The following is a 17,513-nucleotide window of genomic DNA, read 5'->3' as shown; positions in this document are numbered from 1 at the left end:
AGATGGAAAATTACTATTTTAAAATGGACCATCTGTCCGTAGGATACAACAAAAAAGCACTGATCCACGATATCTGTATTGGCATCAAAAAAGGAGAAATTGTGACTTTGATCGGACCAAATGGCTCCGGTAAATCTACAATTTTGAAAAGTATCACCCGTCAGCTGCAGATTATTGGCGGAAAGGTTTACTTTGACGACCAGAATCTCACCTCCTTTTCTTTTAGGGATCTTTCCACCCGTATGGCGGTGGTTCTCACAGAGCGTATGAAGCCGGAGCTGATGACCTGCCATGATATTGTGGCAACAGGACGCTATCCTTATACAGGACGGCTTGGTCTTCTTACAAGAGAGGATGAGGAAAAAGTAGAAGAGGCCATGCGTGCAGTACATGCCCAGGAGCTTGGAAGCCGTGATTTTAACAATATCAGTGACGGACAGCGGCAGCGTGTTCTGCTTGCTCGTGCCATCTGCCAGGAGCCGGATATTATTATCCTGGATGAGCCAACCTCCTTCCTTGATATCAAGCATAAGCTGGATCTGCTTTCCATTCTCCGGGATATGGCAAAAATGAAGCATATTACAGTGATCATGTCTCTTCATGAAATCGATCTGGCACAGAAGATTGCGGATAAGATTATTTGCGTAAAAGGAGATACCATTTCCCATTTCGGAAGGCCGGAGGATATTTTTGAGGAAAATATGATCCGGGATTTGTATGACATTAACAATGGCTTTTTTGATCCTCTGTTTGGAAGTATTGAACTTCCAAAGCCGGAGGGAGAGGCGAAAACATTTGTGATCTGCGGAAACGGAACCGGTATTCCTGTATTCCGGCAGCTGCAGAAGGAGCATACGCCGTTTATTGCAGGAATTGTTTATACCAATGATGTAGACTACCGTCTGGCACGACTTCTGGCGGCAGATGTAATAACAGAAAAGCCTTTTATGGATATCTCCGAAGAGACCTTTCAAAAAGCTCTCCATGCGATGGAGCAGTGCGAGAGAATTATTTGCACGGATGTGCCTGTGGGCAGCTGTAATATGCGGCTGGGACAGTTGATTGAGGCGGCAGAAAAGAGCGGAAAGATGGTTAATGGCTGAAGCGGGATTTAGTGAAGCAATCGTTTCGTTACCAGGACGTGAGTTCGCAAGGTATATTCATCGCAGGTCGTCGCAACACTCCGACGAGCTAACTGCCAACTGCGACTAAACATCTCAGGAGAGCCTTCGATGTTAAGTCTTCGTAGACAGTGGATCTCGTCTCCGTTAAGAGCGCTCCTGAAATGACCTGCTCACGAATATACCTTGTGAACTCACTGGTTACTGGTAAGGCGAATGTGCTAAAACGATACTTCTTCACTGGCATTAGGGGGAATTCCAGCCGATGCACGCTATCTGAAGTTCTGTTGTTTCCAAGCATCTACTTAGTTAAGTAGTGGCGTTACTCGAACACGATTTAACAATGTATATTCACGGCTGTACGTCGCAATGTTCGGGTATGCAGATTGCAGGAATAGATTTCAATAGCCAGCGTTCCCCCAGGTGTGCCGGGACAGCCGGTTGGCGAATTTCGGGAATTTGGCGAGTAAGCGACAGGTGAGGATGCACTGTCTGAGCCCCATAGGGCGAGTTTGCTTCCTCACCTGTCAATAGGCGACGGAGCCAAATCCCGAAATTCGTCATTGGCTGCCCCGGCACACCTGGGGGAACGCGTCCGCCTTGATTACCTAAATTCCGTCTCAGCTCAGCACCCCATTTCCTTCGTACGCCACACCTCCACGAAGTGAATACCGCCTCACACCCCCTTTTCCGACACGGAGGCGCAAAGTGGTATCATGAGCAGGAGTTAAGGTATAGGTGACATTCTTTCCCTCCCATTTAAGATCCACGCGGATATTCCCACGGGCAATGAACCCGGTAGCTTCCCCGTTTCTCCAGGAGGGTGGGAGCGCAGGGAGAAGGACAAGCTCTTCGCCCTGGCTTTGAACCAGGATTTCGGCGACAGCAGCACTGTAGCCTAAGTTTCCGTCAATCTGGAATGGCGGATGAGCACAAAACAGATTGGGATAGATGCCGCCTCTTCGAATTCCCATTTCTTCCGTTGGATCTACCACGTAAAACAGGTTTCTCATAATTTTCTCTACATGAGCGCCATCCTCCATACGCGCCCACATCAGAAGCTTCCAAGCCAGACTCCATCCGGTTCCCTCGTCCCCCCGAAGCTCAAGACTTTTTTTCACTGCTTTATACAATTCCGGTGTCTGCAAAGTAATGCCGCAGCCAGGATGAAGCTCATAAAGATGGGAAACATGGCGGTGATGCACATCCTGCTCCGGAAATTCTTGGTTCCACTCCAGAATCTGCCCCTTGCTTCCCACCGCAGTAGGTACCATGCGCTCCAAGGCTTCCAGTACATCATACAAAATCTGGCTCTGCAGACCAAGCACTTCACAGCCCTTCACATAATCCCGAAACAGATTTCTTGCAATGGCAAGGGTATTTTCACTGTATTTGGCCACGGAACAATCCTCATAAAACAGATTTTCCGGTGAAGTAGCGGGGCAGATAGCAAGTCCCTGATCTGTTTCCTGAAGCTGAGCCAGACAAAATCGCACATTTTCCTCCAGTATAGGCATAATTTCCTTCAAATACTCTTTATCTTCCGTAAACAAATACTGGTCAAACAGGTTTCTGCAGAGCCATGCCTCTCCAAATGGCCAGAACGACCATACCGCCTTTCCTGTTGCTGGAGAGGTTTTACCCCAGATATCCGTGTTGTGGAAGCAGGCGGTTCCCTCACAGTTAAATAGTTCTCTGGCAGTTTTTTGTCCGTTTTTTACCAGTGCTTTGCAAAGATTTACCAGCGGCTCCTGCATTTGAGCAAGATTCAGGGGACCTGTCATCCAGTAATTCATTTCTGTATTGATATTTACGGTGAAATCTCCGAACCATGGGGGAATTATATCCTTGCTCCAGATTCCCTGCAAATTGGCAGCCTGGGTTCCCGGCCTGGAAGAGGAGATGAGCAGATATTTTCCGAAAGCAAACAAGATTGCATAAAGCTCCGGGTCAGATGCACCCTCATGAAATGCGGCAAGACGCTCCCGCAGATCATACCGGGAATTTCCATTCGAAAGCTTCTGGACATCATCCCACAGTCTTAATGAAGTTCTTCCATAAAAAGATTTATATTCTTTCACATGCTCATCCAGCAGCTCTTCAAAAGGTTTTGAAAGTTTCTCTAAATCATCAGCCAGCATATGACGAATTTCTGTATCGGAATACTGGCTGGTATATGCTTTGTCAAATCCCCGGAAGCTGGTACGGATTGCCATACGGATTTCCACCCCTGTCACATGCTCCAAAAGAATTCCATCCGCAGACCCGACTGCCTTTCCACCTTCTGCAGTTACACACCCTTCTCCTATAAAGTGTACGCCCTGAAGCTCTGGTTCTTCGGGGAAAAGGAACTCTTCCGGTTTATTTTCCTTAATAACCTTCAGTCCGCTTCTTCCCGGACAGATTCCGGTAAGCGTGAAATGATTTTCCTTATAATCCTTCTCACGGATAAAGGCTCCGTCACAGTGAATAAAAATGGAGAATGGCTTGGTGCTTTTGATCTGATACACAAGTCCCTGAGCCGGTGCGCTGATAAAGCCGGTACGTGTAACCTTAGCTTCATTTCTCACATAGTGCTCAAAGGCCACAGCCCGGTCTAAATCCAAACACCTTTCATAATCTGTCACAGATGTATCAGAATCTGGTGAAGCACCTGCAAATGTATCTTCATCAGCACCATAATTATCCTCCACAAAATCCAGATGCAGATCTCCAAAGGGCAGATAAACCTGTACATCCTCAGCTTCTTCCAGCTTCTTTTCTATGACCATTTTTGCTTCTTCATATTTCCCGGCTTTTGCAAGCTCCCCGGCCTGCTTCACCACTTCAGGGGAAAGCCCGGTCTGTCCGCTGTAAGGAGAGCCTGACCATAAGGTATCTTCGTTTAACTGCAGTACTTCATGATCCGGGGTTCCGTGAATAACTGCTCCTATTCGTCCATTTCCCAGAGGAAATCCTTCCAGCCAGCATTTTGCCGAATTTTTAAAATATAATTCCATATATGTAGTCCTTTCCTTATTGTTTATTGGTATTATGATCCGCCTACTGATGATACTTCTTTCCATATTCTGATGGGGAAATCCCCATGTATTTCTTAAACAGCCTGCTGAAATAAAGCTGATCATCAATTCCTACCATGGAAGAAATCTCTTTCATGGACAGGGTATTCTCTTTGATCAAGGTTGCAGCCTTGCGCACCCGCAGATTATTCAGATAGTTGGTAATGCTTGTTCCAACCTCTGATTTAAAAATCCTGCACAGATAACTGGAGCTTAAATTCACATTTGCGGAAATAGAAGCCAGGGTAAGCCTGTACATATAATTTTCCTCCATATATTCCAGGGTCTTAGCCACATCTGCTTTATAATGTCCCTCACTGGAGGAAAATTCCCGGAATACACTCCGTGCTTCCTCATAATTTTTCATCATTTCCTGATAGGGCATATCCGGTGCAAAGGACTGGTACATGGTAAAACGATTGTACAGTTTTTTCACCAGCTGCTCCACCTTAATTTCACTGCCAGACAGCTCTGCCTGGGAAAAAACAACCAATGCGCTATAATCATTCAGTACCAGAATATAGGGCTGCAGCACTCCCTGGACCGCATCCAGGATCATATCCCGCAGAAGATTTCCGGATATGGAAAACGCTTCGTTAGATAAAAACTTCTCAAAGGTTACATAGCAGATGGCACAGGAAGCTTCCATAAACGCAAGTCTGGTTTTGTCGTGCTCAGCAATAAAATCTGAAAGCTTTGCATCCTTCCTGAAAAATTCCAGCAGCAGCGCTTGCATATTCTCTTTTGGATCCTTTTTTTCAGTTTCCCAATGACTGGGCACTCTGTCCTTTAATTTTTCTACCGTTTTATTTAAACAGGCAAGAAGGGTATCCGGCTGGATCTTAATTTTCAGCAGATAATCTGCAGCACCAAGCAGCAGGGCACTTCTCACAGAATCAAAATCCTCGTAATTGCTAAGCACCAGAATTTCACCGGGATATCCTTGTTCCTTTAAGATACGGATCAGCTCCAGCCCATCCATCCCGGGCATTTTCAGATCTGTGATGATCACATCCGGATGATGCTGGCCAATCAGAGGCAGTGCCTCAAGCCCATTTGATGCCGTTCCGCAAATAGAAAAGCCATGCTCCTCCCAGGGCAGGATGGAGCGAAGGGCAATCTTTACAATGGGCTCATCATCAATAATCAGTATACTGTACATGTATTATCCTTTCCGACCAATTGTGTATTTTATGAAAGTGAATCCGCATAGAGCTCCGGCAGAGTAAGCGTACACCTGGTTCCTTCTCCTGGCTGACTGTCAATTTTCAGCCCGTATTCCCGTCCGAAATTCAGCTGGATCCGATCATTTACATTGGCAACGCCAATTTTTTTTCGCTCCGGGCGAGGTGCCAGGGCGTCGTCCGTCACCTTAAAGCCTTTACCGTCATCGGACAGCTCTATAACCACATGATCTTCTTCTCGCCAGCAGGTAATCTGGATTTCCATTACGGTACCGTCATCTGAAGAGCCATGCATCACCGAATTTTCTGCCAGTGGCTGCAAAATCAGCTTGGGAACCAGGCAGGAGAGCAGTTCATCCTCCTCCACATGGAAGGAATACTCAAAGCTGCCAGCGTAGCGGATTCTGAGAATGGAAAAATAGTTTTCCAGATTTTCCAGTTCTTCCCGAATGGTAATATATTCGTTCTTATTGGTAAGGGTATTCTGTAAAAGACTGCTTAGTGCCTGAATTCCATCGCTTACGATCAGATCCTTATGCATAGCAGCCACAAACCGAAGGCTGTTCAGAGTGTTAAAAAGAAAATGAGGATTCAGCTGATACTGAAGCATCTGCAGCTCCAGTTCCCTTTTTCTCTCTTCCTGAGCCTTCTGCTGAGCCATCAGATGTTCAATGGTGTCTGCCATATGATCCATACTTCCGGAAAGTCTGGAAAGCTCGTCTTTATGATTGTCCTGAATACGCACAGATAAGTCCCCATGGGAAAGTGCTTTACAGAATTCCAGCATTCTTTTAATGGGAGACATAATTCCCTGATATACCATGGCTACGATCCCGATGCACAGCAAAACCAGAAGCATCACCACCGCAAGAATCTGCTTTAGCATGGCATAAACCTCTGAATTAATATAGTGGTAGGGCATGGTATATACAAATAGCTGATTCAGGTTTTTGTTATAAATGTAAGTTACCAGCTGTTCCTCCCCATCCTCCTGGATACTGAAGGAATCTGTTTTCTTTGGAAGCATTTCCCCGATTCTTTTCATAAGCTCTTTATCAATTTTCTTCCCCAGAGATATACTTCGGTTCCAGGAAGAAAGCACGGTTCCATCCATATTCATATACATAATATTGGAAGAATCCGACAGCCCTACAGGCTCCAGTACCGTCTTGGAAAAAATTTTCTCCTCAATGGAAATCAGGGTATATCCGATTACCCGGCTTTTGGAATACTGCTCATAAATCCTTCTTCCAAGAACCAGAATATCCCGGTCCCGGTAAGTGTGTACGTAAGCCCACACATCCTGATCCTGCTCCTCAAGCCGGGAAAGGATCCGGTCCACATCCTTCTGATAGAACCCGTCATACCCCAGATCATAAAAAATATTTCCCTCTGTATCATAGACGGTAATGTTTTTCGCCTGGGCGGGATAGATGATCTTATTGCGGATCATGCTCTGGATCTCATTGATCGCCTGATTCTTCTCCATGTCCGTCATGTCTTTTTTCAGAAGGCCTTCCTTAATCTCCTCGCTGATGCAGATAGAGCCGCACAGATACTGGTATTTTTCAATCTCGCTTACCATGTTCAGATTGATCATGGACAGGGTCTGGGAAATGGACGCAGAAAGCTTCTCCTGAAGTGCCACGGAAAATATATGAAAAGAATAGCCGCTGATCCCCGCTAATGGAATAATAGAAATCATCAGAAGGGCAATTACAAGTCTTGTTTTGATACTGAATTTACGAAATCCCTGAAAATGATGTTTTTTTCCCATGGCGGATCCTCCCATTGCTTTTGTCCTCTGACGGATATCTGTCAAAATATTATTATTTTCATTCATTATACAGGAAAAAAACAGAATAATCTATGTAAAAGCAAAAGACAAAAAAATAATACATATATGCCGCAAGAAAATCCATATCAGATATATTTTACAAGAAAATGTTCCATAGCAAGAGTTATTTTGTCGATTTACTATAAATGATTTTTCAAATATAATAGCATCATCAGGCAAACATAATAAAACAGCCAACCAGAAGGAGGAAACACCCTATGAAAAAAAGATTTGCAGCATCCGCTATGATCCTTGCCATGAGCGCAGCTACTGTACTTTCCCCGCTCACAGCATTTGCGGAAGCAGAAGAGCAGGAACTGAACATTGCCATTTTCCAGGGCGGATACGGAGATGCTTACTGGAACCAGATGGTAGAGCTTTTTGAAGCAAGCCATGAGGGCGTGAAGGTAAACATGACCATCAGCCCGACTATCGGTGATATCATCCGTCCACAGATCGTAGCCGGAAACGCACCGGATTTTATCTGCCTCAATGATGGAGCCGAGGATGGCGTTATCCTTTCCCTGATCAAGGAGCATGCGCTTCTCAATCTGGACGATGTATTTGACGGAGAAAACTATGCAGGAACCGGAACTCTTCGGGATGATATTACAGATGGTATCCTTTCCAGCACCAAATGTGCGCCTTACGGAGATGACGAAATCTATCTTGCACCATTTAGCAGCGGCCCGCAGGGTCTGATCTACAATAAGACCTTCTTCGAGGAAAATAATCTGGAAGTTCCCAAAACATGGGATGAGTTTTTCACACTTGGCGATACCTTGAAGGATATTGACGGACGTGCGCTTTTTACCTATCAGGGAATTTATCCAGGATACATGGAAGAAATGCTCTGGCCGGCAATCGCAAATGAGTGCGGCGAGGAAGCCCTTACCAGGATTGCCAATTATGAGGAAGGCTCTTTCAATAACGAAGGTGTGTTAAAGGCCCTTACCCATATCAAAGAGATCGCAGAAAAAGGCTATTTGTTAGAGGGTACTGTGGGCATGAACCATACGGAATCCCAGACAGAAATGATGCTTGGAAAAGCAGCATTTATCACGAATGGAACCTGGATGGAAAATGAGATGCAGGATGCTCCAAGAGAAGAGGGCTTTGAGTTTGCAATGGCTCCGATTCCGACTGAGAACGCAGACGATGTGCATTACATATTCGACAGCTGCGAGCAGTTCTCCATTCCGGCAGCTGCAAAGAATCCAGAGCTTGCAAAGGAATTCCTCCGTTTCCTGTACAGCGATGAATCTGTATCTGCATTTGCAGAGGCTTCCGGTGCACTTTACGCAACCAAGAGTGCCCGCGAGGTAGCAAAGGACAAGCTGTCTGCAGCAATCTACAACATGTACGGAATCTATGAAGAAGCAAAGGCATCCTCCTTGATTATGAGCTTCTCCGCAGTTCCGGCTGACTGTAAGGTGAATCCTAAGGATGAAATCTTCAACCCGATCACTTCTGTTATGAATGATGAAATGACAGTAGAAGAGTGGGCTCAGAATGTAGAAGATGCTTTTGCGCAGATTCGCGCTGACCAAGAAGCTGCAAAATAACAGGAGGAATATTGTTTTCCATAGAAAGGCTGCTGCACATGTATGCAGCAGCCTTTCTTCACCCAAAACGGATATTTCCATAACTTTAATATAAAAACGAGGTGACCTAGCGTGGTAAAAAAACCGAAATTATTCATAGCCTTATGTACACTTCCGGCTTTAATCCTTACGATCATCTTTATGATCGTTCCCATGGTGAATGCAGTTTACCTTTCCTTTACCAGCTCTACTGCACTCAGCGTTGGCTTTAACAGCAAATTCGTATTTTTAGATAACTATATTTACATGTTTCAGGACAAAGATTTTATCCGGGCTCTGCTTAACACCTTTAAGCTGATGCTGGTGATCCCGGCTGTGACTATTTTCCTTAGTCTGATCTTTGCCTTTATTCTCACCCAGGGCGAGCTTCAGGAAAAATCCTTTTACCGTACTGTTTTCTTTTTCCCAAGTATTATATCCATGACAGTTGTAGGTATTGTGTGGTCCTTTGTGTTTAATCCTACAAGAGGAATTCTGAACCATCTTCTGGATATGTTTCATCTTTCCACCTGGAAGCATGCCTGGCTTGGAGAGGGAAAAACTGCTCTGTGGTGTATCGGTGCTGCTCTGGTATGGCAGGCGATCGGATATTATATGGTAATGCATGTGGCTTCTATTGATGGAATTTCCCAGGAGGTGTACGAGGCAGCTTCTATTGATGGTGCTACCGGAACACAGAAATTTTTTAAGATCACCATTCCGCTTCTTCGAAAATCCATTGGAACCACCTATATTTTATCTCTTTCCGGAACCATAAACCTAAGCTTCACCCTGTCAAATGTTATGACAGGCGGCGGACCAAACGGGGCGTCCAGTGTCCTTCTTCAGTATATGTATACCCAGGGCATGCGAAACGCCAACTTCGGATATGCTATGGCTATTGCCATGTTTACCCTTGTACTTGCAATTATCATTGCAATAATCTCACGAAAGCTGTCGTCTGAAAAAGAATAGGAGGGAACTGATGAAAACTGTAAGAACATGGTGTGTCAGAATCCTGATGATTCTGTTCACGATTATTTTTCTTTATCCGCTTTTCTGGAACCTGATGTCTGCATTTAAAACCAATACAGAGTATCTGACGGATCCTTATGCGCTGCCTGCAGCACTGAATTTTGACAACTTTATTGCAGCCTGGGGAAAAGCAAACATTGCAGCCTATTTTGGAAATTCCGTACTGGTAACGGTACTTTCAACCGTGCTTTTGCTTTTATTTGTTATTCCTATTTCTTATGCGCTGGCAAGATACCGTTTTGTAGGGAGCAAGCTGATCTCAACCATTTATATGGCATGCATTTTCCTGCAGGCAACCTATATTATGATTCCTCTGTTTCTGGAATTACAGGCAATAAACGGATTGAACAATCTTCCGGTACTGTGCCTTGTTTATGCAGTCATGCAGTTTCCGTTTTGTATTTTTACTCTCCAGGGCTTTATGTCCGCTGTGCCAAGGGACTATGAGGAATCTGCCAGAATTGACGGCGCTACCAACCTTCAGCTTCTGCTTAAGGTAATGGTTCCTCTTGCCAAGCCTGGAATCGCTACCATTACCATGTTAAGTGCCATGGGCTTTTGGAATGAATATCCGCTGGCTCTTGTACTTCTCACAGAGGATGCAAAAAAAACACTTCCAATTGGTATGGCAAACCTGTTTGAGGTGCAAAAGTACGCTACAGACTGGGGTGCATTGTTTGCAGGACTTGTGATCGTCATGATTCCGACGATTATTATTTATCTTATTGGACAAAGATATCTGCTGCAGGGAATCGGCGCAGGCGGCTTAAAGGGTTAGAGAGGAGTTTATATATGCCAACAGATCAGGAATTAATTCGAATTGTTCCAAGTGACAGGCAGCTTGCCTATCAGGAAACGGAATTCTATGCATTTTTTCATTTCGGAATGAATACATATACAGACAGAGAATGGGGCGACGGAACCGAAGATCCCAAGCTTTTTAACCCTGCCAAGCTGGATGCCGACCAGTGGGTATCTGCAGCCAAAAGCGCAGGCATGAAGGGCGTGATCCTCACCTGCAAGCACCACGACGGCTTCTGCCTTTGGCCCACCAGATACACCAGTCACAGCGTTGCCTCAAGCCCATGGAAAAAGGGAACCGGTGATGTAGTCAAAGAGGTTTCGGATGCCTGCCGCCGTCACGGCATGAAATTCGGAATCTATCTTTCCCCCTGGGACCGGAACCAGCCCTGCTATGGAACGGGAAAGGAATATGATGATTACTATCTGGCTCAGCTTACCGAGCTGCTCACCGGATACGGAGAAATATTCAGTGTCTGGCTGGATGGTGCCTGCGGCGAGGGACCAAATGGCAAAAAACAGGTCTATGACTGGGAACGCTATTATGCCTGCGTGCGCAAATATCAGCCAGACGCCTGCATCTGTGTATGCGGCCCGGATATCCGCTGGTGCGGCAATGAAGCCGGAGATGTGCGTAAATCCGAGTGGAGTGTAGTTCCTGCCCGTACTGCACTGGCAGAGAGCATACAGGAAAAAAGCCAGCAGGCAGATGATGAGGAATTCCGTCAGCGAAAAATTACAAGTGACATGGAGGATCTTGGAAGCAGAGCCGCTCTTCAGGGAGAAAAGGACCTGATCTGGTATCCTGCTGAGGTCAATACCTCCATAAGACCGGGCTGGTTTTATCACACAAAAGAAGATAATCAGGTAAAAAGCCTTGAAGAGCTGATTTCTATTTACTGCGGATCTGTAGGTGGAAACGCTACCTTTCTTCTTAATGTTCCGCCTATGCCAAACGGGCTGCTCCATCCAAATGATGTTGCCAGGCTGGCAGAATTGGGACAGTGGAAGAGAAGTGCATTTTCCGGCAATCTTGCAGAATTTGCAGAGATAACTGCGTCCTCCGAAGATGCCGCTCATCCGGTTCAGAATGTTCTCACAGACACCAGAACCACCTGGTACCAGCCAGAGACAGATGCCAAAACCGGAGCTTTCCCAGCGGAACTTATTTTCAATCTGCATACCCAAAAGGCACTGGGCTATCTGGTAATAAAAGAGGCAATCCAGCACAGCCAGAGAGTGGAAGCCTTTTGTGTCTACGCACAAAAAGAAGAGAAGTGGGTTCTGGTTTATGAAGGAACCGTTATAGGATATCAGAAAATCGTGAAGCTTTCCGAAGCTTTCACCAGGAAGCTTAAAATTGTATTTTCTGATTATCGTGTTGCGCCTTTAATTTCCTTTGTGGGAATTTATCCCAAAAGATAATTTCATAAAATACCATTATTTTCCAGATAATTTTCTTTTAAACATATTATTATTCGCAATTCTTTGAGCGCAGTTTCTTTACAGAGACTGCGTTTTACGTTATACTTAAGATATCCAAAGAAGGAGAGTAAAACTTATGAAAAAGAAAATATTTACAAAAGACAACCTGATTTTTTTCCTGATCCTCAATCTGGGACTGATTTTCACGGCAGTAGGAATTTCCATTTTTAAAACACCCAACCATTTCGCATTTGGGGGAACCTCCGGTCTGTCCATCATACTGTCCACCCTTTTTCCACAATGGAATGTCGGTGTATTCATGTGGATCGTCAATGCAGTGCTGGTTGTGCTGGGATTTTTCTTCCTGGGAATCCATTCCATGGGCTGGACCATTTATTCCTCCTTTGCCTTGTCCTTTTTTGTCAGTGCCTGTGAATTTATTTACCCATTACAGGCACCACTGACTCATGATGTATTTTTGGAGCTGTGCTTTGCCGTTATTCTCCCCGCAGTTGGTGCTGCTATGGTATTTAATGTAGGTGCCTCTACAGGCGGTACCGATATTGTGGCTATGATCCTGCACAAATACACAAGCCTTGAGATCGGACGCGCCCTTTTGGTCAGTGACCTTGGAATCGTGCTTGTGGCAGCCTATCTTTACGGCGCACAGACCGGACTTTACTGTATCCTGGGCATGATCCTGAAATGCACCGTAGTAGACAGCGCCATTGAGAGCCTGAACCTTCGAAAGGTCTGTACCGTAATCTGTAAGTATCCGGACGAAGTAGAGGCTTTCATTATCAATGATCTTCACCGTTCTGCTACTGAGCAGAAGGCTTTCGGCATTTACACAAAAACGGAGCAGAAGGTGCTGATGACCGTTCTCACCAGAAGTGAGACCAACCGTCTTCGTATTTACCTGCGCCATCTGGATCCCCATGCTTTTATCACCATTGTAAACAGCAGTGAAATTATCGGAAAAGGGTTCCGAAGTATTTAAATGCCAGAAATCAGAATAGTGTAATTATCAGTCATAATAAGGGTGGTATTTTTCTCTCTGAAGCATTATAATGATATGACACAAATTTATAATGACTTGAAGGGGGAACTATGAAAAGTACGGTTTCAACGGGGAAAGACAACTTTTACCCGCAGATTTTCCGGCTGGCAATTCCGATCATTATCCAGAATCTGCTCAGCGCGGCAGTAAATTCAGCTGACGTGATCATGCTGAATTACGTAGGTCAGTCTGCTATCTCGGCAGTATCTCTGGCCGCCAATTATTCCAATATTTTGTTTATGGTTTATTACGGACTGGGAACAGGAGCGTCCCTTTTGTGTTCCCAGTATTCCGGCAAAAAGAACTTCCAGGCCATCCATGCAGTCGAAGGAATTGCCCTTCGTTTTTCCGTGGCAATATCCATTCTGGTGGCATTGGTGGCCTTTACTATGCCCCAACGGATGATGACCCTTTTTACATCTGACAGGGAACTGATTGCCATCGGCTCATCCTATCTGCGGATCATGGGAATCACATACATCTGCTGGGGAATTTCGGAAATTTACCTGGCGGTTCTTCGAAGCATCGGCCGCGTTACCGTCAGCATGGTACTAAATATGCTGGCATTTATCCTGAATATTTTGCTCAATGCCACATTTATCTTCGGTCTTTTTGGCGCACCGAAGCTCGGTGCCACCGGAGTTGCCATTGCGACCGCACTTTCCAGACTGATCCAGCTGATTGCCTGTATGATCGTTTCCTTTCTGAGTAAGGATGTGAAACTGAATCTCGCTTACATGTTCCTCAGAAGCAAGGTACTGCTGAACGATTTTATCCGACTGTCACTTCCTGCACTTGGAAATGACCTGTCCTGGAGCGTGGCATTTTCCATGTACTCCGTAATTTTAGGGCATCTTGGCACAGACGCAGTAGCCGCCAATTCCCTGGTAACGGTAGTGCGAAACATCGGCTCCGTATTCTGCTTTGCCATCGCAAGCGCAGGAACCATTTTGCTTGGTCAGATCATGGGACAGGGCGACCTGGAAAAATCCAAACGGTACGCTTCCAGAATGCTTCGCCTGACTGTGATCACAGGTGCTATCGGTGGACTGATCGTTCTTGCCGTCACGCCTTTTGTGCTGAAGTTCGCCTCCCTGAATGAGACAGCCATGCATTACCTGAAATACATGCTTCTTATCAACACTTACTACATTATGGGATCCGCGGTCAATACTGCACTGATTGCAGGTGTGTTCCGGGCAGGAGGGGATACCAAGTTCGGCCTGATCTGTGACACGATAGATATGTGGGTGTACGCGGTGCCTCTTGGATTTTTCGCCGCGTTTGTGCTGAAGCTTCCGGTGCTGTGGGTATATTTCCTTTTGTGCACCGACGAGTTTGTGAAATGGCCCTGGGTTTTCCATCATTACCTCAAGGGCACCTGGGCAAAAAATATAACACGGGACAATCTATTTGAATAAATTTGGATAAACAACAAGGCAGCCAGAATCACATACACTGGCTGCCTTGTTGTTTCTTTTATGTAATTCAAAATCAAATCTCTACAAGAATTCCCTTCCCCTTATCATAGCGGCAGTACTTCCCATTGCTGGAAATAAACGGCTGGTAGGTATCTGTGCGGGTATCCTTCACATACACAATTCCCGTAGCGATCATCTCCACCAGAGAGAAGCGTTTGCTGAGACTGGAAATCCATGCATAAGTCTTGTTACTGTCAGAATCTGCGGCTACCAGGCTGTAACCCCCCTCGCAGGGCTTCAAGGAAAAATAAATTTTCTCCGGCTGGGAGGTCTCCTTAAATACCTGGCTGGCAATGTAGGAAGAAAAATGCTTCTCTACAAATTCCTGGAAAGAGTGCAGAGTATAGACTTCTCCGCTTACTTCATCTGTGATCCTATCGCCTCTCTGCAGCCTTGCCTTGATCAGGGACAGGGTTTCAATGGTCCAGTTGATAAAGGAAATGCTGCTGTAGGTCATGCTCTCCAGAAGCTGGTCGATCAGTTTCTTTGTCAATACGTTTGACTTGGTTGCTTCGTTAAAAAGTTCTTCATTCATAATCCGCGCCCTCCATAGTATAAGATGGTAATTGATAATTTTATTATAAGAGCCTAAGCTCAAAAAAGCAATAAGTTGCCCCATTCTTTCTATATATCATTTGCCTTTCCTGAAAAATCGTGGTATCATCTATAGCAGTATTATTCAAACAAACAGACGCGGAAAGGAAAATTTTATGGAAAAACACCATCACCACGAGAGAAGTACATTCTCCGGGAAACTGGGCTTTGTACTTTCTGCTGCCGGAGCCTCGGTAGGACTGGGAAATATCTGGAGATTCCCCTACCTGGCAGCCAAATACGGCGGCGGCATTTTTTTACTGATCTACATCATTCTGGCACTCACCTTCGGCTACTCCATGATCATTGCGGAAACAGCCCTTGGACGCATGACCCGCAAAAGCCCAGTAGGCGCTTTTGGCAAATTCGGCAAATCCAAATGGCTGTCCTTCGGCGGATGGATCAACGCCGTTATCCCCATCCTGATCGTACCGTATTACTCGGTAATCGGCGGATGGGTTATCAAGTATCTCATTGAATATGTAAAAGGCAACAGCCAGAAGCTGGCAGAAGACGGATATTTCTCCGCCTTTATCTCAGACGGAACCTCCACAGAGATCTGCTTTCTTGTATTTGCCCTTTTGACACTGGCAATTATTTTCGCAGGTGTCCGAAACGGAGTAGAACGTGTGTCCAAATTCATGATGCCGATCCTGGTATTTTTGTCCGTGCTGATCGCCATCTACTCGGTTACAAGACCTGGTGCCTTGGCTGGCGTGAAATATTTTCTGGTTCCCAACCCGGCTAACTTTTCCTGGATGACCGTGGTCGCAGCCATGGGACAGATGTTTTATTCTTTGTCCATTGCAATGGGAATCCTGGTCACCTTCGGTTCTTATATGAAACGAGACGTGTCCATCGAAGGCTCCACCACAAATGTGGAGATTTTTGACACCGCCATTGCCATTATGGCAGGCCTGATGATCATTCCGGCAGTCTTTGCATTTTCCGGTGGAGATCCGGATACCCTGCAGGCTGGTCCGGCGCTGATGTTCATTACCATCCCCAAGGTTTTTGCCAACATGGGATTTGGAACGCCAATTGGAATCATTTTTTTCCTGCTGGTACTGATGGCAGCTCTGACAAGCTCCATTGCCCTTACAGAAAGTGCCGTATCCACTTTCCAGGACGAGCTGAGATGGCCGAGAAAAGGTGCAACGGTAATCGTAGGCATCATCATGGTTATTCTTGGAAGCCTTTCTTCCCTGGGATACGGACCGCTGGCATTTGTGAAGATCATTGGCATGCAGTTCCTGGATTTCTTTGATTTCCTCACAAATTCGGTCATGATGCCTATCGCTGCATTTGCAACCTGCATTCTGATTTCCAGAGTCATCGGTGTTGGCAAAATTGAAGAGGAAGTGGAAGCAGACGGAGGATCTTTTAAAAGGAAAAAAGTCTTTCGTTTTATGATCCGGTATCTCTGCCCGATTTTTACTGTGATCATTCTGCTCAGTTCCGTGGCAAATGCATTCGGCTGGATTTCTATGTAAACGGAGCTGACTTCGGACAAAAGATACCGCAAAGCAGAGCGTGCAGATTGCGGGAACGATTTTTGATATATGCTCTAACACAAAGGAGAAAATTATGTTCAGAGAAATTGGTGAAGAAAGAACATTTAACGGGATTCTAAAACAGATCATCGAGAACATCCAGAAGGGAACCCTGAAAGCCGGAGCGGCACTTCCCGCGGAGCGGGTTATGGCAGAAGCCATGGGCGTATCCCGCTCGGCAGTCCGGGAAGTGCTCCGTGCGCTGGAGCTTCTTGGAATTGTGGAATCTGTTCCTGGTGGCGGCAATTACATTACTTCAGATCTTGACAACTGGCTCATCGGCCCGCTGTCCATCCTTTTCCAGTTAAACAACAGCTATCCCATTCAGAACCAGCAGCTTCGCGCCGCACTGGAGCGGGAATGCGCGGTTCTTGCAGCGAAGAAATGTACGCCCCTTGACGCAGCAGAGCTGCTGATAATCCTCACAAGGCTGGACGGTTCAGAGGATGAGAAAACCAGAGGGGATCTCGACAAGGAGCTTCATCACAAAATTGCCAAAATTGCAGACAATCCTATGCTTTACAGTGTTCTTTCCGCCGCTGATCAGCTGATCGAATCCAGCATTTTCGGAACAAGAGATTACATCATGCTGAAAAACCAGTCTGTCAAAGATGTGGATGATCAGCACAGAAGACTGGTGCACGCCATTATAAACGGTGACGCCAAGGAAGCGGAGCACTGTATGTCTGAGCATATGCAAACCATCGAGAAATATATGCTTGAAATGCAAAAAGAGCGGTAAAAACCGCCCCTTTTGTTCTGAGTAACTGACAGTCAGGG

The 17,513-nt window shown here is 45.7% G+C and carries 14 protein-coding genes; 9 read left to right on the top strand and 5 right to left on the bottom strand.

Going from position 1 to position 17,513, the window contains the following annotated elements:
- The first annotated feature begins 2 nt into the window (after positions 1-2).
- Complete coding sequence (locus tag OCV70_RS06780) at positions 3-1,103, top strand: ABC transporter ATP-binding protein (RefSeq protein ID WP_173767766.1); 1,101 nt, start codon at positions 3-5, stop codon at positions 1,101-1,103.
- A gap of 638 nt (positions 1,104-1,741) precedes the next feature.
- Here OCV70_RS06780 and OCV70_RS06775 read toward each other — a convergent pair.
- The 3 genes from OCV70_RS06775 to OCV70_RS06765 are packed head-to-tail and all read right to left on the bottom strand — an operon-like array spanning position 1,742 to position 7,141.
- Positions 1,742-4,120 (bottom strand): glycoside hydrolase family 95 protein, encoded by a 2,379-nt coding sequence (locus OCV70_RS06775; protein ID WP_173767764.1) that lies wholly within the window; start codon positions 4,118-4,120, stop codon positions 1,742-1,744.
- 43 nt (positions 4,121-4,163) lie between these two features.
- On the bottom strand, positions 4,164-5,342 hold the full coding sequence (locus OCV70_RS06770; RefSeq protein WP_173767762.1) for a response regulator transcription factor: 1,179 nt from the start codon (positions 5,340-5,342) through the stop codon (positions 4,164-4,166).
- Positions 5,343-5,371: 29 nt separating this feature from the next.
- The gene (locus OCV70_RS06765; protein ID WP_173767760.1) at positions 5,372-7,141 is read right to left on the bottom strand and encodes a sensor histidine kinase; all 1,770 of its coding nucleotides are present in this window, start codon (positions 7,139-7,141) and stop codon (positions 5,372-5,374) included.
- 278 nt (positions 7,142-7,419) lie between these two features.
- On the opposite strand from OCV70_RS06765, the gene OCV70_RS06760 reads away from it, so the two are divergent.
- The 6 genes from OCV70_RS06760 to OCV70_RS06735 all read left to right on the top strand — a co-directional run bounded on the left by OCV70_RS06760 (position 7,420) and on the right by OCV70_RS06735 (position 14,526).
- Positions 7,420-8,766 (top strand): carbohydrate ABC transporter substrate-binding protein, encoded by a 1,347-nt coding sequence (locus OCV70_RS06760; protein WP_117850262.1) that lies wholly within the window; start codon positions 7,420-7,422, stop codon positions 8,764-8,766.
- A 111-nt stretch (positions 8,767-8,877) separates the two neighbouring features.
- Complete coding sequence (locus OCV70_RS06755) at positions 8,878-9,759, top strand: carbohydrate ABC transporter permease (RefSeq protein WP_117850265.1); 882 nt, start codon at positions 8,878-8,880, stop codon at positions 9,757-9,759.
- Between the two features lie 10 nt (positions 9,760-9,769).
- Positions 9,770-10,597 (top strand): carbohydrate ABC transporter permease, encoded by an 828-nt coding sequence (locus OCV70_RS06750; protein ID WP_117850267.1) that lies wholly within the window; start codon positions 9,770-9,772, stop codon positions 10,595-10,597.
- Between the two features lie 14 nt (positions 10,598-10,611).
- Positions 10,612-12,045: an alpha-L-fucosidase gene (locus tag OCV70_RS06745; RefSeq protein ID WP_117850269.1), complete on the top strand. Its 1,434-nt coding sequence runs from the start codon at positions 10,612-10,614 to the stop codon at positions 12,043-12,045.
- Positions 12,046-12,181: 136 nt separating this feature from the next.
- Positions 12,182-13,045, top strand: coding sequence for a YitT family protein (locus OCV70_RS06740; RefSeq protein WP_117850271.1), 864 nt, complete (start codon positions 12,182-12,184; stop codon positions 13,043-13,045).
- A gap of 110 nt (positions 13,046-13,155) precedes the next feature.
- The gene (locus OCV70_RS06735; RefSeq protein ID WP_173767758.1) at positions 13,156-14,526 is read left to right on the top strand and encodes an MATE family efflux transporter; all 1,371 of its coding nucleotides are present in this window, start codon (positions 13,156-13,158) and stop codon (positions 14,524-14,526) included.
- Positions 14,527-14,599: 73 nt separating this feature from the next.
- On the opposite strand, the gene OCV70_RS06730 is transcribed toward OCV70_RS06735, so the two are convergent.
- The gene (locus tag OCV70_RS06730; RefSeq protein ID WP_173767756.1) at positions 14,600-15,121 is read right to left on the bottom strand and encodes a hypothetical protein; all 522 of its coding nucleotides are present in this window, start codon (positions 15,119-15,121) and stop codon (positions 14,600-14,602) included.
- Between the two features lie 175 nt (positions 15,122-15,296).
- Between OCV70_RS06730 and OCV70_RS06725 the strand changes: the two genes are divergently transcribed.
- On the top strand, positions 15,297-16,673 hold the full coding sequence (locus OCV70_RS06725; RefSeq protein WP_117850279.1) for a sodium-dependent transporter: 1,377 nt from the start codon (positions 15,297-15,299) through the stop codon (positions 16,671-16,673).
- On the opposite strand, the gene OCV70_RS20305 is transcribed toward OCV70_RS06725, so the two are convergent.
- Entirely contained in the window at positions 16,666-16,719 is a 54-nt protein-coding gene (locus OCV70_RS20305; protein WP_470255819.1) for a hypothetical protein, read from the bottom strand. The genes OCV70_RS06725 and OCV70_RS20305 overlap by 8 nt on opposite strands.
- 48 nt (positions 16,720-16,767) lie before the next feature.
- Here OCV70_RS20305 and OCV70_RS06720 point away from each other — a divergent pair, with 48 nt between their 5' ends.
- Positions 16,768-17,475 carry a FadR/GntR family transcriptional regulator gene (locus OCV70_RS06720; RefSeq protein WP_117850282.1) on the top strand — a complete coding sequence of 236 codons (708 nt, stop codon included), beginning with the start codon at positions 16,768-16,770 and terminating at the stop codon, positions 17,473-17,475.
- The last annotated feature ends 38 nt before the right edge of the window (positions 17,476-17,513 follow it).

The organism is Blautia acetigignens (genome assembly GCF_025566865.1).
GTDB lineage: Bacteria > Bacillota > Clostridia > Lachnospirales > Lachnospiraceae > Blautia_A > Blautia_A acetigignens.
This window is presented reverse-complemented; position numbering and strand designations above follow the sequence as displayed.